The following is a 20,274-nucleotide window of genomic DNA, read 5'->3' as shown; positions in this document are numbered from 1 at the left end:
ACGTCCCCTTTTTCCCCATTTTTTCTACCCCCTTTTCTTCATCTTACCATGAAAAAAAGTAGACACCCACACTTTTGTGAGTGTCTACTTTCATTTTACAAGTGCAGCGGAATGAACCGCGGCGGTCTTTCTTTATACTGTTCAATCTCTGGCGTTGGCTTTGAGATAGCCCTGCACACCAGCGGCGGTGGACAGGCTCATGGCCTCCTGGGCCACCTGCCCGGCCTCCTCGCTCCGCCAGTGGTGGATCCTGGCCCGGGTGGCCAGCACAGAAGAGGCACTGACCGAGAATTCGTCCAGCCCCCAGCTCATCAGCAGGGGGATCAGGCAGGGGTCGGCGGCGGCCTCGCCGCACATACCCACGGGGATTCCGGCCTGTTTGGTGGCCTGGATCACGGTTCGGATGGAGCGGAGCACCGCGGGATGGAAGGTGGTATACAGCTTCTCCACCTTGGCGTTGCCCCGGTCCACTGCCATCACATACTGGGTCAGATCGTTGGTGCCGATGGAGAAGAAGTCGCTCTCCTGAGCCAGCAGGTCGGCAATGAGAGCGGCGGCGGGGGTCTCCACCATGATGCCCAGGGAGATGTCCTTGTCGTAGGGCAGGCCCTCGGCCTCCAGCTCACTCTTGCACTGCTCCAGCAACGCCCGGGCGCCCCGGATCTCCTCCAGGCTGGTCACCAGGGGGAGCATGATCTTGATGTTGCGCAGTTCGGCTCCCGCCCGCAGCAGGGCCCGCAGCTGGACCTTGTACAGGTCCGGCCGGTCCAGGCAGTAGCGGATGGCCCGGTGGCCCAGGAAGGGGTTTTCCTCCTTGTCCATGCCCAGGTAGTCGATGGCCTTGTCGCCCCCCACGTCCAGGGTGCGGATAATGACCTCTTTGCCGGCCATGGTGCGGGAGACCGCCTGATAGGCCTCCATCTGCTCGGTCTCAGAGGGAACGCTGGTGCGGTCCATGAACAGGAATTCCGTGCGGAACAGGCCCACGCCCTCCGCGCCCGCGGCCGCGGCGGCCTCCGCCTCGGCGGGGGAGCCGATGTTGGCATACAGCCCGTACCGCTTGCCGTCAGCGTCCACGGTCTCCCGGTCCCGGTAAACCGCCAGGAGGGCCCGCTTTTTCTGGTACTCCTCCTGCTTTTTCAGGTACTCGCCCCGGGTCAGCTGGTCGGGGTTGAGCAGGGCCACCCCTTCCCCACCGTCCACGATCACGCCGTCCCCGTCCTTCACCAGCTCCAGAGCTTTGGGCACGCTGAGGACGGCGGGCAGCTCCAGGGCCCGGGCCAGGATGGCGGAGTGGCTGGTGCGGCCGCCGGTCTCGGTGAGGATGGCGGCCACGTTCTCCTTCTTCAGGCCCACCGTCATGGAGGGGGTCAGGTCGTGGGCCACCAGCACGCTGCCGGCGGGCAGCTCGCTGACGTCCACCCCCTCCACCTTCAGCAGGATGGCCAGCAGCCGGCCGCGGATGTCCCGCACGTCGGTGGCCCGCTGGCGCATCAGCTCGTCGTCCACGCCGGCGAACATCTCGGCGTACATGGTGCACACCTGGTCCACCGCCGCCTCGGCACACTGGCCGCCCTCGATGATCTCCGTCATCTGGCTCTGCATGAAGGGGTCGCCCAGCATGGCGATCTGCCCGGTGAGGATCTCCGACTCCTTCTGCCCTACCTGGGCGCGGATGTGCTCCGCCATGGCGGAGGTGCGCTCATTGAACTGCTGGATGGCGGCCTGAAGGCGGTCCTTCTCCACCTCTTTTCCCCCGTAGGAGACGGCGGAATAATCCAGATTCTGCTCCCGAACACAGACCGCTTTTCCAATCCCGATCCCCTCGGAAGCGCCGATGCCATGCAAAATCATAGCGGTTCTCCTTCCTGTAACCTGTGGTGGGCGGCTGCGCCGCTCACTCCCCCAGTCCGGACTCGACCAGCTCCACCGCAGCCTGCAGGGCCTCGGCCTCCTGCTCGCCGGAGCACTGGATCTCGATCTCGCTGCCCTGCTTGATGCAGGCGGCCATCAGGTGCATGATGCTCTTGGCGTTGATGGTCTTGTCGCCGAAAATGATGGTGACGTCGCTCTTGTACTTGGCCATGGTGTTGACAAAGAGCTGGGCGGGACGCATGTGCATGCCCTGGGGATTTACAACTATCGTCTTAGCGGATACCATAATAATACTTCCTTTCTCCATAAAAAGCGATTTTTATGCTTACACTTTTTTCTTTTTCAGAATACCCAGCAGGACCATGCCCACCAGGGAGCCAACCACCAGGGCCACCAGATAGCCGCCCACGTTGGTCATGACGGGGAACACGAAGATGCCGCCGTGAGGAGCGGGAAGGGCGCAGCCGAAGGCCATGGACAGGGCGCCGGCCACGCCGGAGCCCACGATACAGGCGGGAAGCACGTGGAGAGGGTCGCCGGCGGCGAAGGGAATGGCGCCCTCGGTGATGAAGCACAGGCCCATGATATAGTTGACCACGCCGGACTTGCGCTCATCGGCGGTAAAGCGGTTTTTGAAGAAGGTGGTAGCCAGGGCGATGGCGATGGGGGGCACCATGCCGCCGATCATGACGGCGGCCATGATGTCGGAGCCCTGCCCGGCGGCCATGGCGGCCAGAGTGGAGGTGCCGAACACATAGGCGGCCTTGTTGAAGGGCCCGCCCATATCCACGGCCATCATGCCGGCCAGCACAATGCCCAGGACGATCTTGCTGCCCTCGCCCATGGCCTCCAGGCCGGAGTAGAGGGCGGTGTTGATGGCGCCCACAATGGGGTTGATGAGGCACATGAACAATCCGATGATCAGCAGGCCCACCACCGGGTAGATCAGGATGGGCTTCAGGCCCTCCAGTGCTCTGGGCAGCTTATCGCACACCTTCCGCATACCCAGCATCAGGTAGCCGCCGGCAAAGCCGGCGATGAGGGCGCCCAGGAAACCGGCGGACACGGCGCCTCCGGCGGGACTGGTGAAGGTGGCGCCGGAGACTGCCAGCGCGCCGCCCACAAAGCCCACCATCAGGCCCGGCCGGTCGGCAATGGCCATGGCGATATAGCCGGCCAGGATGGGCAGCATGAAGTTAAAGGCCACGTTGCCGATGTTCTTGAACCAGGCGGCAATGGGGGTATTGGTGCCGAAATTGGCATAGTCAATGGAGGGGTCGTCCAGCAGGAAGGCCAGAGCGATGAGGATGCCGCCGCCGATGACGAAGGGCAGCATGTGGGACACGCCGTTCATCAGCTGCTTGTACAGCTTGCGGCCGATGCTCTCGTTGGTCTCCTCGTGGACCGTCTCGCCGGTGTGGTGGTAGATGGGGGCCTCAGGGGCCTGGCGGATCAGCTCCTCCGGCTTGTGGATGCCGTCGGACACCGGCACCCGGAGCACGTGCTTGCCGTCAAACCGGGCCAGGTCCACCTCCTTGTCGGCGGCAATGATGATGCCGTCGCAGGCGTCGATCTCCGCCTGGGTCAGGATGTTCTTGGCGCCGCCGGAGCCCTGGGTTTCGGCCTTCACCGGAATGCCGATCTCCTTGCCCTTCTTCTCCAGAGCCTCGGCCGCCATATAGGTGTGGGCGATGCCGGTGGGGCAGGCGGTGACCGCCAGGATCCGGGGGCCGGCCTCAGACTTTTGGGCGGGGACCTCGGCCGCAGGCGCGGGCGCGGCCTGTGTCTCAGGCGCGCCGTACTTGGCGGTCTCATATCGGTCGATGACCTCCAGGAAGGTCTTGGCGTCGGGGGCGGCGTGCAGGTCGCCCACGAAGGCCGGGTCCATCAGCAGCACCATCAGGTGGGAGAGGATCTCCAGATGGAGATCTCCGTCCATGGGGGCGGCGATCATGAAGAACAGGTCGGAGGGCTGGCCGTCCATGGCGCCATAGTCCACGCCCTCCTTCAGGGTACAGGCCGCCAGGCTGGGGGCCTTCACACAGTCGCTCTTGGCGTGGGGCACGGCGATGCCCGCCTCAATGGCGGTGCTGCTCTGGGCCTCACGGGCCAGAATGGCTTTTTTGTAGGCCTCCTTGTCGGTGAGGCAGCCGCTCTTGTCCTGCAGCCCCACCAGGAGGTCGATGGCCGCCTCCTTGTCCGCAGCCACCGCCCCAAGGGCGATTTTGTCTTGGCTCAGCAGATCGACGATACGCATTTGAACCAGACTCCTTTCCTCTACAGATTAAAAGGTATTCAGCAAGGCCCGGATCTCCTCACCCGTGGCCAGACCATCTGAAAACGCGGTGGCGGAACCGGCGGCGGCGCCCAGCCGGTGGGCGTAGGCGTAGTCCCCTTTCTCCAGCCAGCCGGCCAGGAAACCGGCCACCATGGAGTCTCCCGCTCCCACGGAGTTGAGGACCTTCCCCTTGGGCACCCCCAGGCGGTGGCAGGCCCCCGTCTCGTCCAGCAGCAGGGACCCGTCCCCCGCCATGGACACCAGCACGTTGCGGGCTCCCCGCTGCTGGAGCTGGGCCGCGCAGTCGCGGATCTCCTCATCATTCTTCAGCTCCCGGCCGAAGATTTCGCCCAGCTCCAGATTGTTGGGCTTGATCAGGAAGGGCTTGTAGGGCAGCACGTTGCACAGCAGGTCCCGGGTAGCGTCCACCACGGTGCGGATCCCCCGGCCCTCCAGCCGGGCCAGGATGCGCTCATAGATATCGCTGGGCAGAGTGGCGGGGATGGAGCCGGACACCACCAGCACATCCCCCTCCCCCAGCCGGTCCAGCTTGCGGAACATGGCCTCCAGGGCTTCCCCGCCGATATCCGGGCCCCGCCCGTTGATCTCGGTCTCATCCCCGCCCTTGATCTTGACGTTGATGCGGGTCAGACCGGTATCCAGCCAGATGAAATCCGTCTGAATTCCGTTTTTTTGCAGGCCGTCCTCCAGCGCCCGGCCGGTAAATCCGGCCAGAAAGCCCAGCGCCACATTTTCGACGCCCAGGTTGCGCAGAACGGTGGAGACATTGATCCCCTTCCCCCCCAGCTGAAGCTCCTCGCTGGCGGTTCGGTTGACCTCCCCCGCCCGGAAGCGGTCCATGCGGACCACATAGTCCAGGGCCGGGTTGAACGTGACTGTATAAATCACGGCTCAGACCTCCTTGATAATGGTATGTTCCAGATAGCTCCGGTCGGGCAGCCGGTCGGTGATGATGCTGGCCTTCTCCAGCGGCAGGACCGTGGCGGCCGTCACCTTCTCAAACTTGCTGTTATCCGCCAGAACGTAGGTCAGATAAGCCCGCTGGGAGGCCTTCCGCTTTACCGCCGCCTCCTCCGGATCCGGCGTGGTGAAGCCCTGCCGCACCGTGATGCCGTTGATCCCCAGAAAGGTCTTGGTAAAGTTGTAGCGCTCCAGCCCCTCCAGGGCCTCCGCGCCCACCACGGCCCCCGTGCCCGGCTTCAGCCAGCCGCCCACCACATGGCCCCGCAGTTCCAGCTCCAGCAGCCGCTGGGCGCAGGCCACGCCGTTGGTGACAAACAGAGCCTTGCAGCCTCTCAGGTGCTCCATCATGCGCACCGTGGTAGTCCCGGCGTCGATGTAGACCACGTCGTCGTCGTCCACCAGGCTGGCGGCGTAGCGGGCGATGCGCTCCTTCTCCTCCTGGTGAAGCAGGGTCTTGGTACCCACGTCCGGTTCCTCACCCTGAAACTCTCCGTTGGTCAGCACCGCGCCGCCGTGTACCTTGTTCAGCCGCCCCTGTCTGGCCAGGGTATTCAGATCCCGTCGGATCGTGGCCTCCGAAGCGCCGGTCAGCTCGCAAAGGCGGGGCACGCTGGCCGCCCGGCTGGCATTCAGCTCCCGCAGAATCAATTCAAAACGCTGTTCCGCAAGCATTTCCGATCCTCCTTTCTGCTCGATTTTGATTGATTTCTTTTGTGCCTTTAATATAGCACCATCATCTTTCATTTTCAATCTTTTTTTGATCATTTTCAATCACAAAAAATCACAGCAAAATTTGTGGGATTTGTATAGGGCCCACGGCAAAAGAAACCGCCCGTTTCCCTGCTGAAACGGGCGGTTTTGGATCAAGCAAAAAAAGATCCTGAAATCATTCGATTTCAGGATCTTTCTGGTGGAGATAAGCGGGATCGAACCGCTGACCTCTTGAATGCCATTCAAGCGCTCTCCCAGCTGAGCTATACCCCCAGATCGGTTCATCTCGCGACCGACAAGGGTTATTATACTCACTGCAGCCGGGTTTGTCAACCTCTTTTTTTCGTTTTTTCGAAATTTCTCGCAGGCCGCAAAAATCGGGCTGATATTACTTGCTGTGCTTCTCCTTCAGGTACTTGTCCATAGCCTCGGCGGCCTTCTTGCCGGCGCCCATGGCCAGGATCACGGTGGCGGCGCCGGTAACGGCGTCACCGCCGGCATACACGCCCTCCCGGGTGGTAGCCATGGTCTCCTCATCCGCGATGAGGCAGCCCTTCTTGTTAATGTCCAGACCGGGAGTGGTGGAGCGGATGAGCGGGTTGGGGCTGGTGCCCAGGCTCATGATGACGGCGTCCACTTCCAGCTCAAACTCGCTGCCGGGCACCTCGATGGGACGGCGGCGGCCGCTGGCGTCAGGCTCGCCCAGCTCCATCTTGATGCACTCCATGGCCCAGACGCAGCCCTTCTCGTCGCCCAGGATCTTTACCGGGTTGTTCAGGAACAGGAACTCAATGCCCTCTTCCTTGGCGTGGTGGATCTCCTCCCGGCGGGCGGGCATCTCCTCCTCGCCCCGGCGGTACACCACATACACATGCTCGGCCCCCATACGCATGGCGCAGCGGGCGGCGTCCATGGCCACGTTGCCGCCGCCCACAATGGCGGCCCGCTTGATCTTCTTGATGGGGGTGTCGTAGCTGTTCAGGTAAGCCTTCATCAGGTTGATGCGGGTCAGGTACTCGTTGGCGGAGTACACGCCGGCCAGGGTCTCGCCCTCGATGCCCATAAACATGGGCAGACCGGCGCCGGAGCCCACGAACACCGCCTCATAGCCCTCCTCGAACATCTCGTCGATGGTGTAGGTCTTGCCCACCACCATGTCGGTCTCCAGGTCCACGCCCATGGCGGTGAGCTTCTCCACCTCGTTGGCCACGATGGCCTTGGGCAGACGGAACTCGGGGATACCGTACACCAGCACGCCGCCGGCGGTGTGGAAGGCCTCGAACATGGTCACCTGATAGCCCTGCTTGGCCAGATCGCTGGCGCAGGTCAGGCCGGCAGGGCCGGAGCCCACCACCGCCACTCGGATGCCGTTGCTCTCAGGCTTAACGGGCATCTCGTTGATGTTCTCCCGGTACCAGTCGGCCACAAACCGCTCCAGGCGGCCGATGGCCACCGGCTCACCCTTGATGCCCCGGACGCAGTACTTCTCACACTGGCTCTCCTGGGGGCAGACCCGGCCGCTGACGCCGGGCAGGGCGTTGGTGTCGGAGATGATCTCATAGGCGGCCTTGAAGTCGCCCTCGGCCACCTTGGCGATAAACTCGGGAATATGGATGTTCACCGGGCAGCCGCCCACGCAGGGCTTGTTCTTGCAGTTGAGGCAGCGGGTGGCCTCCTCCATGGCCTGCTCCCTGGTGTAGCCCAGGCAGACCTCCTCAAAGTTGCGGCTGCGGACCTTGGCGTCCTGCTCCGGCACGGGAACTTTGGTCAAACTCATGTTAGGCATGTTTTATGTATCTCCCTCTCAATGAATCATTTCCTTGGCCAGCTCGTCCATGCGGCAGGCGTGGCGCTGCTTCTCCTCGGCCTCTTCACCGCGGTACACGGTGTTGCGGCTCATCAGCTCGTCAAAGTCCACCTCATGGCCGTCAAAGTCGGGGCCGTCCACACAGGCGAACTTCATCTTGCCGCCCACCGTCACCCGGCAGCCGCCGCACATGCCGGTGCCGTCGATCATGATGGGGTTCAGGGAGACAATGGTCTTGATCCCGTAGGGCTTGGTCACAGCGGAGACAAACTTCATCATGGGAATGGGCCCGATGGCAATGACCGCGTCGTACTGGTTGCCGGCGTCAATGAGGCTCTTGAGCTTGTCGGTAACAAAGCCCTTCTCCATATAGGAGCCGTCGTCGGTGGTGATATAAAGATTGTCGCAGGCGGCCTTGAACTCCTCCTCCAGGATCACGATGTCCTTGGAGCGGAAACCGGCGATCACGTCCACCCCGATGCCCTGGGCGTGGAGGCTCTTGGCCTGGGGATAGGCAATGGCGCAGCCCACGCCGCCGCCTACCACGCACACCCGCTTGGCTCCCTCAGGCAGCTCGGTGGGCAGGCCCAGAGGACCCACAAAGTCCCGGATGCTGTCGCCCTCATTCAGGTCGCCCAGCAGCTCGGTGGTCAGGCCCACCTTCTGGAAGATAATGGTGACCGTTCCCTTTTCCCGGTCGTAATCGGCAATGGTCAGGGGAATACGCTCCCCATGCTCATCCACACGCAGGATGATGAACTGCCCCGCCTGCGCCTTCCGCGCGATCAGCGGCGCCTCCACCTCCAGCAGCGTCACGCTGGGGTTGAGGACCTTTTTCCGTACGATTTTTACCATGTGCTTCAACCTCGCCTTTTTCTGATTCCCCCGGCCTGTTGCCGGAAACCCTCTGATTCTCTTTGCCTGGGATTGCATAGAATTTACCCCGCCAAAGCGGGACTTTTCTACGTTAAATAAGACCATAACAGCTTTTCCCGTATTTGTCAAGGTGGGAACCTACTGGTTAGTTCACTTTATTCCAGCCCTGGATCGGCCACGTAATTTTGATCTCAAACCAGCCGTCGGACAGCGCCGCTGAGACGGGGCATCCCATCCGGTCGGCCAGCGCCTTCACAATGGCCAGCCCCAGGCCGGTATTCCGTCCGGTACGCATTTTATCCGAGGTGAAAAACCGGTCGAACACCCGGGGCACATCCTCCTGGGTCAAATCGTCGGTCTGGTTGCGGAACAGGCTGACCACGCTCTCCCCCTCCCGGTACAGCCGCACCTCCATGCCCCCCTGGCCGTGGTCCAGGGCGTTGCGCAGCAGATTGGTAAATACCCGCAGCACCGCCCCCTCGTCCCCCTGCACCGGCGGCAGGCCCTCCTCCAGCTCCACCGCCATGTCGAAGCCCCGGTCGGTGAAGTCGCTGTAAAAGGCGGCCAGCAGCCCGGACAGGCTGGCATGGAGATTCACCGGCGCCCGCTCCAGGGGATACTCCCCACCTTCCAGGCGGGAGAGCTCATAAAAGCTGGTGATCAGGCTCTGGAGGGCCTTGGACCGGCTCTCCACCACCGCCAGATACTCCCTCCGCTCCTCCTCCGACAGATTTGGGTCCTCCAGCAGCTGGAGGTAACCCAAAATGGAGGTGAGAGGGGTGCGCAGGTCGTGGGAGATGTTGGAAATCTGCTGGCGGAGGGACTTTTCCCGCTCCCGCCAGGCGGCCTGATCCGCCCGCCGGGCCTCCAGCAGGCGGTTGACCTCCTGAAGCAGCTCCTCCGCCGCGCCGTTGGGCACCGCCAGCCGCACCCGGGCGGTGCTGCCGGTTTCCTCCAGCTGCCGCATCTGGGCCGCCGCGCTGCGCAGGGACCGCCGCTGGGTCCACACCCACCAGCCCAGGCCCACGCAGAGCAGAAACAATATGATACACAGGACCGCCATTTTGTACGCCCCCTTGAACAGGCCAAGGGCGCGCCCGGAGTGCGGGCGCGCCTTGTCTTTTTATCGGATATCCCGGCGGAAAAACCACAACAGCCCCACGATGGTGCTGACGCCCCCCCACCCCAGACCGATTCCCCAGCACCAGAGCTGGTACTCCCAGGTGAGCCAGCCGGAGAGGTAGGGCGGCATCAACAGGGTATAGGGCATCAGGATCGCCTGGAGCAGTGGAGACAGGCTCCCGCCGGTAAACAGGCTGGACAGCGCCGCCAGAATGGGCTGCCCCACAAAAAACAACAGATAATAGGCCGTCATTCAGACGGCTGCGCCGGGGAACAGCATGGCCATGGCGTGGCACAGGGCGAACATCCCGCACCACACCGGCACGGCCGCCAGCAGGCAGAAGCCCAGAATCCCCAGGGCCACCGCCTCCGCCTCCGGGTCGTCGTGGGGCAACAGCGGAAAGCAGATCCCCAGCAGGCCAATCATCAAAACGGTGCACAGCCCCAGGCCCAGCAGCAGGCCGGACAGCAGCTTGCCGCCGTAGATCCCGCCCCGGCTCAGGCCGAAGGAGATCTCGTTTTTCATGGTCTCGCCCCGGCCCCCGTCCACCACCTGCACCAGCAGGGGCACCACCAGCATCCCGGTGAGCATGGTCACACTGACTCCGCCCACCAGCTCCACATAGTCGGCGCTGTGCATCAGGAACCCGAACAGGGCGGTACACAGAACCAAGAATATCGTGGTGCCCCAGAAAATCCGGTGGCGCAGGGCCTTCCACAGCTCAGCTTTGATGTAGTTAAGCACAGCCGCTTCCCTCCCGGCCATCCGATCCGCTCAGCGGATCTCCTTCTTCTGAAACACCGCCAGCCCCACAATGGTGGACACCACCAGCAGCGCCAGGCCCATCAGCCAGCACAGGGCCAGATAGTCCGTCTGGAAGGCCATATTGGGCAGCTTTTCCAGCATTACCGTGGGCATCAGCTGGCGCACCTTCTCAAACACAGGGTTGAACAGCAGGCCCAGGGCCTGGAAAATCCCCGGCACCACCCCCAGCAGGCCGACGCCTACAAAGGCGGTCAGAGTGGTGTTGCGCACCAGGAAATAGCAGGCCATGGTGACCCCCTGGGCCCCCAGCCACAGGGGAAAGGCCCCCGCCAGACCGTAGCCGATGAGGGCAAAGGCCTCCGCGTCCTGCTCGCCGTGGGGCAGCAGCACCCAGCACCCTGCCACATACAGCGCCACCATCACCGCCGCCGCCAGCAGAGACACCAGCGTGGACACCGCCAGCTTGCCCAGGTAAATCCGCGCCCGGGGCAGGCCATAGGCCACCTCGTTTTTCAGGGTGTTCTGCTTATACTGCTCAGAAAAGACCATGTCGCAGGTCAGCAAGGGGGCGTAGACTCCGATGCTCAGCATGACCGCCACCAGCGTGGCCGCGGAATAGAAGTTCATGCCCTCGTTGCCCCAGGAGCTGGTAAGCCAGCAGCCCCACAGCAGCACGCCCTCCAGGGCCAGCACAACCAGCAGGGTAAGATAGGTGTATTTCCGCCGGAATACCTTATAGCACTCGGCTGTCAGATAGTTACGCATGGCGGACACCTCCGATCATGGACAGGAAGTAGTCCTCCAGATTGGCGCCCCGGCTCTCGAGAGACAGAAGGGCCACGCCCCCCTCCACCAGCACCCGGGCCACCTCCTGAGGCCGGTCCAGGCAGTCGTACAGCCGGATAATGTTGCCGGGCAGTACCTCGTAGTCCCGCATCCCCAGGGCCTTCTCCAGCACCAGGGCGGCCTGGGAGGCGTCGTCCACCTGCACCTCAATGCAGGCCCGGCACTTCTCTTGGAGGGCCTGGGCAGTGATCTCCTCCAGCATCACCCCGTTATCAATGAAACCGTAGCAGGTGGCCAGGTTGGCCAGCTCGGGCAGGATGTGGCTGGAGATGAGGATGGTGGTCTGGTGCTCCTGATTCAGCCGGAGCAGCAGGTTGCGGAACTCCACAATCCCCTCCGGATCCAGGCCGTTGATGGGCTCGTCCAGCAGCAAAAGGTCCGGCCGGTTCATCAGGGCCAGGGCCAGCCCCATCCGCTGTTTCATGCCCAGGGAGAAGTTCTTGAAGGTCTTTTTTCCGGTATTGGCCAGGTCTACCTCCTCCAGCACCTGGTCCACCACCCGGTCGCCGGGGATCCCCCGCTGGATACGGTAATACTCCAGGTTCTGCCGGGCGGTGAGGTAGGGATAAAAGCTGGGGGTCTCCACCATCACCCCGGTGCGGGCGCGCATGGCGGCCAGCTCCTTTCCCCCGGTGGCGCCGAACAGGCTCAGCTCCCCGTCAGAGGGGACGCTCTGCCCCGTCACCATACGGATCAGGGTGGTCTTGCCCGCCCCGTTGCGGCCCACCAGTCCGTAGATCTGGCCCCGCTCCACCGTCAGGTTCACCCGGTCCACCACCGGGTGGTTTCCATATCGCTTGGTGAGCCCATGGGTCACCAGCACATCTTGCGTCATATGGCATCCGCCTTTCTCTTGGTTTGTGATGCCAGTATAGCGGCAAGTCAATAATCCGCCGTAAAGCAAAGGTGAAGAAAGTTTAAAATCAGTCGCACATCTTAAAGCCGATGCCCCACACCGTCTTGATATACTCGGTGGGGCTGGCCTTGGCCAGCTTGGAGCGCAGGTTGGAAATGTGGACGTTCACCGTGTTGTCGTCCCCCATGTAGGCACCGTTCCAAACCTGCTGGTAGAGCTGCTCCCGGGTGAACACCTTCTTGGGGTGCTCCATCAGCAGGGTAAGGATGTGGAACTCCCGGGCGGTGACCGCCACCGGCTTGCCCGCCGCCGTCACCGTCACGCTGTCCTTGTCCAGCACCAGGTCCCCGTGGGTGAGCACGCTGCCCCCGGAGGCTCCGGAAAACTGCCGGTAGCGGCGCAGCTGGGCCTCTACCCGGGCCAGCACCTCGGCGTTGTCAAAGGGCTTGGGAATAAAGTCGTCCGCCCCCAGCTTGAGCACGTTCACCCGGTCCTCCAGCCCCGCCTTGGCGGAGAGGACGATGATGGGCATGGTCTTGCGCTGACGCAGCTGGGTGATGAACTCCTCCCCCGTCAGGCCGGGCAGCATCAGATCCAGCAGCACCAGGTCGTAGTCATACTGACCCGCCCACAGGGCCGCCTCGCTGCCGGAGTAGGCCGGGCGGCAGTCGTAGCCCGCCCCGGACAGCACCCGGCACAGCAGCTTGTTGATGTCCGGGTCATCCTCCACCACTAAAATATGATAGGTCTCCATCTTTCTGTCCCTCCTGCGTCCGCCGCTACTTCACCCGCAGGCGGCGGGCCAGCTCCGGGTCCGGGTCCACCACGGCGGTCTGGTAGGTGGTGTACACCACCATGCCCGGCCGGGACCCGGCGGGCTTTTTCACATATTTCACCGGGGTGTAGTCCACCGGCACCCGGGTGCTCTCCCGGGCCTGGGAAAAGGTGGCGGCCAGCACCGCCGCCTCGGTGAGGCTCTGGACATCCGCCTCGCCCCCCTCCAGCCACAAGATCACGTGGGAGCCGTGGATCTTCTGGGTGTGGAGCCAGATGTCGCTCTTGTAGGCCATCTTGGTGGTGAGCTGGTCGTTCTGGCTGTTGTTCTTGCCCACGCTGATGCGCAGCCCGGCGCTGGAGCGGAACTCCATAGGCTTGCCCGTCACCCGCTTCTCCCGCTTGGCGGCGGTCTTGGCCCGGCGGAAGTAGCCGGTATCCACCAGCTCCTGCCGGATCTCCCCCAAGTCCCGCTCCCCTTCCGCCAGTTCCAGGTTCTCCAGCACGCTGTTGAGATATTCCAGCTCCCGCTCCCCCTTCTCAATCTGAAGGGTGAGCATCTTCTCAGCGGTCTTGGCCTTGTTGTACGCCTTATAATATTTGGCGGCGTTCTGCTGGGGGGTGAGAAGGGGGTCCAGCCGGATCTCCACCTCCCGGCACTCCGGGTCGTAGAAATTCATAGCCTTCAGCACCCCCATCCCCTTCTCCATCACATGGAGGTTGGAGGTGATGATGTCCCCCTGCTCCCGCAGCTTTTCCCGGTCCAGGGTGGCGGCCAGCTCCTTCTCCTGGTTGGCCAGCTTGCGGGCGGTCCGGTCCCGGGCGTTGGTCACCGCCTTCACCAGATCCTGCCCCCGCTGGCGCACCCGCTCCGCCGCCTCCCGCCGCTCATAGAAGCCGTCCAGCAGGGCGGAAAAGCTCTCCTGACGGATGCTCTCGGTTCCAGGGCCGTACTGGAGGATGGGCAGGAAGGAGAAGTCAACCGGCTTGCCCTCCCGCACCAGTAGATAAGGTGTGAAGTTTTTTTCATTTACAGCTTTGCACAGCTTCTCCAGGGCCCCAGGCAGGCCCGCCTCTCCCCCGGCCCGGAACGCAAGTTCCCGGGCAATCAGGGGAGAAAGGCCGGTAAAGGCGTCCATCAGCAGCTTTTCCGGCTCCTTTTGGGTGGGATTCTCCAGAGCCGCCAACAGCTCGTCCTCACTTAGTGTAAACGGATTTAACTTGTCAGGTGATGGGGGCTGACGGTAAAACAGGCCGGGCAGCAGCTGCCGCTGGTTCCGGGACAGGTCTCCCTCCACCCGACGGATGCAGTCGATGATCCGTCCCTCCTGGTCCAGCAAAATCAGGTTGGCGCTGCGGCCCATGGCCTCCAGCACCAGGCGGCGCTCCACCCGGTCCCCCAGCTCGTCGATGGTCTCCAGCCTGAAGTCCAGAATCCGCTCCAGCGGGGGCTGGTTCAGCTCCAGGATCCGGCCGCCCAGCAGGTGCTTGCGCAGCAGCATACAGAACATGGGGGGCTTGTCCGGATTCTCCCGGGTGAGGGTGGTGAGGTGGGCCCGGGGATGGCCGGGGTTGGCGGAGAGGAGCAGGCGCACGTTCTCCCCCTGGCCCCGGAGAAAGAGCACCACCTCGTCCCGGGCGGGCTGGTAGATCTTGTCAATCTTGGCTCCCACCAGGGTGGGGCGGAGTTCCTCCGCCACGGCGGTGAGGCACAGGGCGTCTAACGGCATGTTTCTTCCTCCTCCATCATGGCGGCAAAGAGCTCATTGAGCCGCTGGGTGCGGCCCTGGAGCCACAGCCAGCCGAACAGGGCCTCCAGGCCGGTGGCGGCCTGGTAGTCCGCCCGGCTGGCATTCTGGGGAACACTGTGGGGGCTGGTGTTGCGGCCCCGGCGGAACACGTCTCCCTCCTCCTCGTCCAGCAGGGGGAGGATCTTCTCCACCGCCCGGGCCTGGGCCGGGGCGGCCACATAGCGGACGGTGGCCTTGTGCAGCCCTCTGGAGGTAGCCTTCCCGTGGAGGCACAGCCAGGAGCGCACCATCAGTTCAAACACCCCGTCCCCCAGATGGGCCAGCCCCAGGCTGCTGATGCCCCGGATGGTGTCGGGCTGGGCGTTCAGATGAAAATAGTCGGTCATATCTCTTCCTCATATCTTTTGTTCTTGATGATTTGCAAGTATACCGCAAACCTTGGAAAAAAACAACTATTCCGGCCGGGGGCAGCCGCCGGGCCGGAAGGGAAAGACGGCGTACTGCGCCCCGTCCAGCTCCTGGATCCGGGCAAAGCAGAACAGCGGCGTCAGGGGAAAGGGCTGCTCCGGGCGGTACCGGCAGGCAAGGAGAAAGCCTTGCTCATCCTTGCGCAGCAGGGCCCCGCCCCCTCCAAGAGCCTGAGCCAGCAGAGGCTCCCCCATCAGCCGGGCGGGCTCCGCCACCCAGGTCCAGCCCGGCGGAACCGGCCGGTTCCGCGGCTCCCGCTGAAAGGCGTAGGCCAGCACCGCCTCCCCGCCGCCGGGGGGCCAGGCACCCTGCCGCTCCAGCTCGGCCACGCTGAGGGTGCGGGACAGCACCAAAACGCCCTGCTCGGGCACAAAGGTGCCCAGCAGCGCCCGGCCGGCGGGTCCGGTCAGCCAGCCCTTGTACAGCCCCTTTTTATCGTCAGGCAGTTGTCCCCTGCACACCGCCCGTCCCCGCTCCTCCGACACCGTCAGCCAGCCCCGGCCGTCCAGCAGGGAAAACCGCGCCTCCATGCCGCCGCCCCCTCTCTCCTTCCATAGGTATGCGGCGGCGGGCGGGAGAAATGCACAAAGAGGGCGCACGGCTGCCGTGCGCCCTCCCGGTTAGGTTATGGTATAGCTCCCCCGGACCATGATGGTCACCGCCGTGGAGGCCTTCACCCCACGGCCCGCAAGGGCACCCAAGTAGAGGTGGTTGGTCTTCAGGCTCCCGCCGCTGGCCAGGGTGGTGCCGTCGGTCATGTCCACCAGCCCCGGCGAGGCATCGGACACACAGGTGGCCGTGCCGCTGCGGAGGAGAAATTCACAGGCCGCGCCGCCGGTGAGGGTCTGGCCCGCGCTGAGGGTCACCACCTCATAGACCGCGCTGCCGGTGGCCGTCTGACCGCCGGAGCTTGTCCCGCCGGGGGCGCTCAGCTTGGCCTCCACCTCTTTCACATACTGGTCCTTCACCGCCGTCAGCTTGCTCTCCAGCTCACTCTGCCGGGCGGTCAGCTGGCTGTCCACCTGGGCCAGAATGGCGGGGGTCACCTGCTGGTTCAGGTAACTCAGGGTCACCAGGGGGTCGGACTGACTGCCCTGCTGTCCGGCGGCCACCGCCACCCCCACCAGGGTCAGGGTCACCAGGCCGCCGGAAATGAGGCGCACCGGCCAGGCTTTCTGCTTCATATGTACCTCCATTTCAATCGTGGGGCCGTCCTTGTGGGCGGCCCCACCCGTGTCGTTACACCAGTGTGTCCGTGTGCAGGCCGAAGCTGACCGCGATGGCGTTGTCCACCCGCTGCATCTGCGCTTCGTCCAGCCGGCCCATATGCTCTCTCAGCCGCCGTTTGTCCAGCGTTCGGATCTGTTCCAGCAGCACCACCGACTCCTTGGGCAGTCCGTAGGTGTTGGCCGAGAGCTCAATGTGGGTGGGCAGTTTGGCCTTGCCGGTCTGAGAAGTGATGGCGGCGGCGATCACCGTGGGACTGTGGCGGTTGCCGGTGTCGTTCTGCACGATGAGCACCGGGCGCACGCCCCCCTGCTCGCTGCCCACCACGGGGCTCAGGTCGGCATAGAAAATGTCTCCGCGTTTTACGCTGTTATCCACAAAAGCTCACACTCCGCCGGAAAATAGTCACCTGCGTCACACGGCCGGAGGCCTATGTAACGCGGTCACTATGATTTTCCCACGGGGCGGCGGGATTTATACCCGTCTCCCGCAAAAAACAGGAAACGGCTGGCTCCCCGCCGCCGTGCCGGCATTTCCTCCCCGGCCCATTGTATGCCAGGTTTTGTCGGCCTGTGTCACTCAGCCCCGGTACTCCCGCCACACCCGGGGAGACACGGCGCACAGCAGCTCGTACTGGATCGTGCCCGCCAGGGCGGCCAGCTCCTCCACCGGCAGGCGCTCGCCAAAGACCTCCGCCTCGTCCCCCGGGGCAACCTCCAGCCCGGTCACGTCGGCCATGCACATGTCCATGCACACCCGGCCCAGGATGGGGGCCCGGCGGCCCCCCAGCTCCACCTGCCAGCGGTCGGAGCACAGCCGGGGCAGGCCGTCGGCGTAGCCGATGGTCAGGGCGGCCAGGCGGGTCTCCCCTTCCACCACATGGGTGCAGCCGTAGCTCACCGGCGTGCCTCCGGGTACCGTCTTCACCGACGCCACCCGGGTTTTCAGGGTCATCACCGGCCGCAGGCCGGGGCCGTCCAGCCCCTCGCAGGAGGGGTCGGGATAGTGCCCGTACAGGGCGATGCCCGGCCGCACCATATCCAGATGGGTACATGGATAGCGCAGCACGGCGGCGCTGGCGGCACAGTGGCGGATGGGGAAGGTGAGCCCCCGCTCCTTCAACACCTCCAGCAGGTCCAGAAACCGGGTAAACTGGAGCATGGTATAGTCCTCGTCGCTGTCGGCGTTGGCGAAGTGGGTATAGATCCCCTCCGGCTCCAGGCCGGGCAGGGCGCACACCTGACAGATGGCGTCCACGCTCTCGGCCCGGTGGGCCTCGTCGCACAGCCAGCCCAGCCGGGACATGCCGGTATCCGCCTTGATGTGGATCTTCAGCGGCTTGCCCGCCGCCTCCGCCAGCCGGGACAGGGCCTTAGCGCTCTCCAGGTCGTACACCGTCTGGGTGATCTCCCCCTCCAGCAGCTCTCCGCCCCGCTCCACAGGGGTATAGCCCAGAATCAGGATGGAGAGCCTCACACCCGCCTGCCGCAGCTCCAGCGCCTCGTCCAGGCAGGCCACCGCCAGGTATTCCGCCCCCAGCCGCTCCAGCCGTTGGGCCACCTGTACCGCTCCATGGCCGTAGGCGTTGGCCTTTACCACCCCCAGAAACCGGCATCCGGGGGCCAGCATGGCCCGCAGAGCCCGGTAATTATGCTCCAAATTGGCAAGATTGACCTCCGCCCAGGTTCGCGTCTGCGTTTGTTTCATATCTCATCCTCTTTGCCGCATCAAAGTCATATGCCTGATTATACACCGTACCGCCGCCCTTCACAAGGGGAAATGCTCCCGTCTTTTCATCCATTTTTAATCCATTGTTCACAGAATACCAAAGACATTTTTCTCGTTTTTGTTTATACTAAGCTCAGAAGTTCCGATCCTATCTGATCCAACAGCTTGTATTTTAAGGAGGCATTTTTATGTTAGAAGATCTTGGCAAGGCCCTGACCAACATTGGTCTGGCCAGCGTAGGCCTGGCCGCCATGGCGGTGGAGCAGGCCGGTAAGGCTGGAAAGGTCCTGGTCGAAAAGGGCGCGGTGGCCGTGGAGGAGGGCCGGAAGTACGGCGCCGAGCTCCAGGAGAAGTACCAGCAGGACGCCAAGCGCCGCCAGGAGGAACGCTTTGACCAGCAGGTGTCCCAGCTGGACGCCGGCCAGCGGGAGGCGCTGCGCCGCCGCCTGGCCGAGCTGGACGAGCTGGAGCGGGATGTGGTCCAGGCTGCGGAGCAGCCGGAACAGCCGGAGCAGCATCCGGAGGACGACGATCACCCGGAGCTGTAAGGATTTCCAAACGGCCGCGGCCGGAGGTACAGGTGTGCCTCCGGCCGCCTTTTTTATTATAAAAATCAAGCCAAAATCTGATTATCCCTTGAAAACACTGTATCCACGGGCATTTCAGACAGGTCAAAACCATCTCATTTACTACGATTTTACTACTGTTGAGTGAGCCTTGACACGCTGAAAGACCACGAAATGCCAAGATACGGATACAGCACCCGTCAATCGGGGCCTCCGCCCCGTGACCATATAACTGAATACAGACCGGCCATCTGCCGGGGCAACGCCATGGGTAACACAAACCTGTGGCGTTTTTTTATGCCCTGCCGGGGGTACGCAAAACTGTATGAATACGGGTGGGAAATCCCCTGTTTTTTCGCCTGTGGGCGGCGCAAACGAGGCCGCCCATATCCTTTCCCTTATGGGAGGCCGGGCGGTGATATGGGGTCGTAAACCCGCCGAAACGAACACTTTTCAAAACCGAAGGAAGGAGGTATCCAATATGGCGGTATTCCGCATTGAGAAAACCCGCGATTACACGGTGATGTCCAACCATCACCTGCGGGACAAGTCGCTCTCGCTGAAAGCGAAGGGCCTTCTCTCCCTCATGCTCTCCCTGCCGGAGGAGTGGGACTATACCACCAAGGGGCTGGCCCGGATCTGCAAGGATGGCGTTGACAGTATCTGCGCCGGGGTGCGGGAGCTGGAGGAACACGGCTATGTGATCCGCCAGCGGGTCCGCAACCCCAACGGCCAGCTCGGCGCCATCGAGTACACCATCCTGGAGCAGCCCAGACCGCCGGAACCTAAACCGGAAAAACCTGAACGGGAAAATCCAGTCCTGGATAATCCTGAACAGGCTTACCCTGTCTTGGGAGAACCTGAACAGGGAAACCCCGCACAATTAAATACTAATAGATCAAGTAAAGAAAAATCAAAAAAAGATCTATCAAGTACGGAAGGATCAAATCCTATCCTATCAAGCCCCCAAACCCCCAGGGGCTCGGATAGGGCCGGACGGGATTGGATGCGGGAACGGGAGAACTACCGGGAATTGATTTTGGAGAACATCGAGTATGACTACCTCATCCGAAACCATCCGCTTGACCGGGACCGTCTGGACGAGCTGGTGGAGCTCATGGTGGATACGGTATGCTCCCACCGGGAGACCATCCGCATTGCCGGGGATGATTACCCGGCGGAGGTGGTCAAGTCACGGTTCCTGAAGCTGGACAGCTCCCACATCGAGTATGTGCTGGACCGTATGCGGGAGAACACCACCTATGTCCGCAATATCAAGAAATACCTGCTGGCCGCTTTATATAACGCCCCGGCCACCATCGACAGCTACTACACTTCCCTGGTGAGCCACGATATGTACGGCGGCGGAGATCGGAGGTGATGTGCGTGCAGGAAGAAATCACCCAGGGCGTGGTCTCTCTTTCGGTGGAGACCGGCAAGATGACGGCGGACCTGCTCCAAAAGGCCGTGAAGAAGGTGCTGGAGGAGATGCAGAAGAAGCCATCCCAGCGCAGCTTACACCAGGGGAAACAGACCCTGCACCAGCTCAAACAGCATGGGGCCTCCCTGACCAACATCGAGATCACGGAGCAGAACATCAAGGCGTTTTCGGCGGTGGCGAAGAAGTACGACATCGACT

Annotated in this window: 22 protein-coding genes and 1 tRNA gene; 3 read left to right on the top strand and 20 right to left on the bottom strand. The window is 63.0% G+C overall.

All coding sequences use genetic code 11. The annotated features are described in order from the left end of the window. Positions 1-141: 141 nt before the first annotated feature. From ptsP to alr, 20 genes are all read right to left on the bottom strand, one after another. A complete protein-coding gene (ptsP, locus tag B5F88_RS14635) occupies positions 142-1,854 on the bottom strand; it encodes a phosphoenolpyruvate--protein phosphotransferase (protein WP_204246251.1) in 1,713 nt (570 codons plus the stop codon). A 43-nt stretch (positions 1,855-1,897) separates the two neighbouring features. Then, positions 1,898-2,161, bottom strand: coding sequence for an HPr family phosphocarrier protein (locus B5F88_RS14630; RefSeq protein WP_087347627.1), 264 nt, complete (start codon positions 2,159-2,161; stop codon positions 1,898-1,900). A 39-nt stretch (positions 2,162-2,200) separates the two neighbouring features. Then, positions 2,201-4,132, bottom strand: coding sequence for a fructose-specific PTS transporter subunit EIIC (locus tag B5F88_RS14625; protein ID WP_087347625.1), 1,932 nt, complete (start codon positions 4,130-4,132; stop codon positions 2,201-2,203). 27 nt (positions 4,133-4,159) lie between these two features. Beyond that, entirely contained in the window at positions 4,160-5,062 is a 903-nt protein-coding gene (gene pfkB, locus B5F88_RS14620; protein WP_087347623.1) for a 1-phosphofructokinase, read from the bottom strand. A gap of 3 nt (positions 5,063-5,065) precedes the next feature. Continuing rightward, positions 5,066-5,809 (bottom strand): DeoR/GlpR family DNA-binding transcription regulator, encoded by a 744-nt coding sequence (locus B5F88_RS14615; protein WP_087347621.1) that lies wholly within the window; start codon positions 5,807-5,809, stop codon positions 5,066-5,068. A gap of 236 nt (positions 5,810-6,045) precedes the next feature. After that, a tRNA-Ala gene (locus B5F88_RS14610) sits at positions 6,046-6,121 on the bottom strand. A 115-nt stretch (positions 6,122-6,236) separates the two neighbouring features. Continuing rightward, positions 6,237-7,634: an NADPH-dependent glutamate synthase gene (gene gltA, locus B5F88_RS14605; protein WP_087347619.1), complete on the bottom strand. Its 1,398-nt coding sequence runs from the start codon at positions 7,632-7,634 to the stop codon at positions 6,237-6,239. An 18-nt stretch (positions 7,635-7,652) separates the two neighbouring features. Beyond that, on the bottom strand, positions 7,653-8,510 hold the full coding sequence (locus B5F88_RS14600; RefSeq protein WP_087347617.1) for a sulfide/dihydroorotate dehydrogenase-like FAD/NAD-binding protein: 858 nt from the start codon (positions 8,508-8,510) through the stop codon (positions 7,653-7,655). Between the two features lie 166 nt (positions 8,511-8,676). Further along, positions 8,677-9,594 (bottom strand): HAMP domain-containing sensor histidine kinase, encoded by a 918-nt coding sequence (locus tag B5F88_RS14595; RefSeq protein ID WP_087347615.1) that lies wholly within the window; start codon positions 9,592-9,594, stop codon positions 8,677-8,679. A 60-nt stretch (positions 9,595-9,654) separates the two neighbouring features. Then, entirely contained in the window at positions 9,655-9,906 is a 252-nt protein-coding gene (locus B5F88_RS21550; RefSeq protein WP_242959815.1) for a hypothetical protein, read from the bottom strand. Then, a complete protein-coding gene (locus tag B5F88_RS14590; protein WP_242959814.1) occupies positions 9,907-10,398 on the bottom strand; it encodes a hypothetical protein in 492 nt (163 codons plus the stop codon). A gap of 30 nt (positions 10,399-10,428) precedes the next feature. After that, on the bottom strand, positions 10,429-11,184 hold the full coding sequence (locus B5F88_RS14585) for an ABC transporter permease (RefSeq protein ID WP_087347613.1): 756 nt from the start codon (positions 11,182-11,184) through the stop codon (positions 10,429-10,431). Then, complete coding sequence (locus B5F88_RS14580) at positions 11,177-12,100, bottom strand: ABC transporter ATP-binding protein (protein WP_087347611.1); 924 nt, start codon at positions 12,098-12,100, stop codon at positions 11,177-11,179. The genes B5F88_RS14585 and B5F88_RS14580 overlap by 8 nt, the downstream gene beginning before the upstream one ends. An 88-nt stretch (positions 12,101-12,188) precedes the next feature. Continuing rightward, positions 12,189-12,875 carry a response regulator transcription factor gene (locus tag B5F88_RS14575; protein WP_087347609.1) on the bottom strand — a complete coding sequence of 229 codons (687 nt, stop codon included), beginning with the start codon at positions 12,873-12,875 and terminating at the stop codon, positions 12,189-12,191. A 25-nt stretch (positions 12,876-12,900) separates the two neighbouring features. After that, positions 12,901-14,625, bottom strand: a complete 1,725-nt coding sequence (locus B5F88_RS14570) for an NFACT RNA binding domain-containing protein (RefSeq protein ID WP_087347607.1) — start codon at positions 14,623-14,625, stop codon at positions 12,901-12,903. Next, positions 14,616-15,032: a ribonuclease III domain-containing protein gene (locus tag B5F88_RS14565; RefSeq protein ID WP_087347605.1), complete on the bottom strand. Its 417-nt coding sequence runs from the start codon at positions 15,030-15,032 to the stop codon at positions 14,616-14,618. The genes B5F88_RS14570 and B5F88_RS14565 overlap by 10 nt, the downstream gene beginning before the upstream one ends. A gap of 66 nt (positions 15,033-15,098) precedes the next feature. After that, the gene (locus tag B5F88_RS14560; protein ID WP_087347603.1) at positions 15,099-15,644 is read right to left on the bottom strand and encodes a hypothetical protein; all 546 of its coding nucleotides are present in this window, start codon (positions 15,642-15,644) and stop codon (positions 15,099-15,101) included. Between the two features lie 90 nt (positions 15,645-15,734). Next, on the bottom strand, positions 15,735-16,298 hold the full coding sequence (locus tag B5F88_RS14555; protein ID WP_087347602.1) for a hypothetical protein: 564 nt from the start codon (positions 16,296-16,298) through the stop codon (positions 15,735-15,737). A 55-nt stretch (positions 16,299-16,353) separates the two neighbouring features. Next, a complete protein-coding gene (locus B5F88_RS14550; RefSeq protein ID WP_087347600.1) occupies positions 16,354-16,719 on the bottom strand; it encodes a type II toxin-antitoxin system PemK/MazF family toxin in 366 nt (121 codons plus the stop codon). A 201-nt stretch (positions 16,720-16,920) separates the two neighbouring features. After that, positions 16,921-18,048 carry an alanine racemase gene (gene alr / locus B5F88_RS14545; RefSeq protein WP_087347598.1) on the bottom strand — a complete coding sequence of 376 codons (1,128 nt, stop codon included), beginning with the start codon at positions 18,046-18,048 and terminating at the stop codon, positions 16,921-16,923. A 209-nt stretch (positions 18,049-18,257) separates the two neighbouring features. Between alr and B5F88_RS14540 the strand changes: the two genes are divergently transcribed. The 3 genes from B5F88_RS14540 to B5F88_RS14530 all read left to right on the top strand — a co-directional run. After that, positions 18,258-18,617, top strand: a complete 360-nt coding sequence (locus B5F88_RS14540; protein ID WP_087347596.1) for a hypothetical protein — start codon at positions 18,258-18,260, stop codon at positions 18,615-18,617. 499 nt (positions 18,618-19,116) lie between these two features. After that, entirely contained in the window at positions 19,117-20,016 is a 900-nt protein-coding gene (locus tag B5F88_RS14535; protein ID WP_087347594.1) for a DUF6017 domain-containing protein, read from the top strand. A gap of 5 nt (positions 20,017-20,021) precedes the next feature. Continuing rightward, positions 20,022-20,274, top strand: a 253-nt coding sequence (locus B5F88_RS14530) for a DUF3801 domain-containing protein (RefSeq protein ID WP_140402136.1), incomplete at its 3' end; no start/stop codon positions are given.

Origin of the sequence: Flavonifractor sp. An306 (assembly GCF_002159455.1) — a bacterium.
GTDB lineage: Bacteria > Bacillota > Clostridia > Oscillospirales > Oscillospiraceae > Flavonifractor.
Note: the sequence above shows the minus strand (reverse complement) of the source record. Positions and strands in the feature narration are given on the sequence as shown.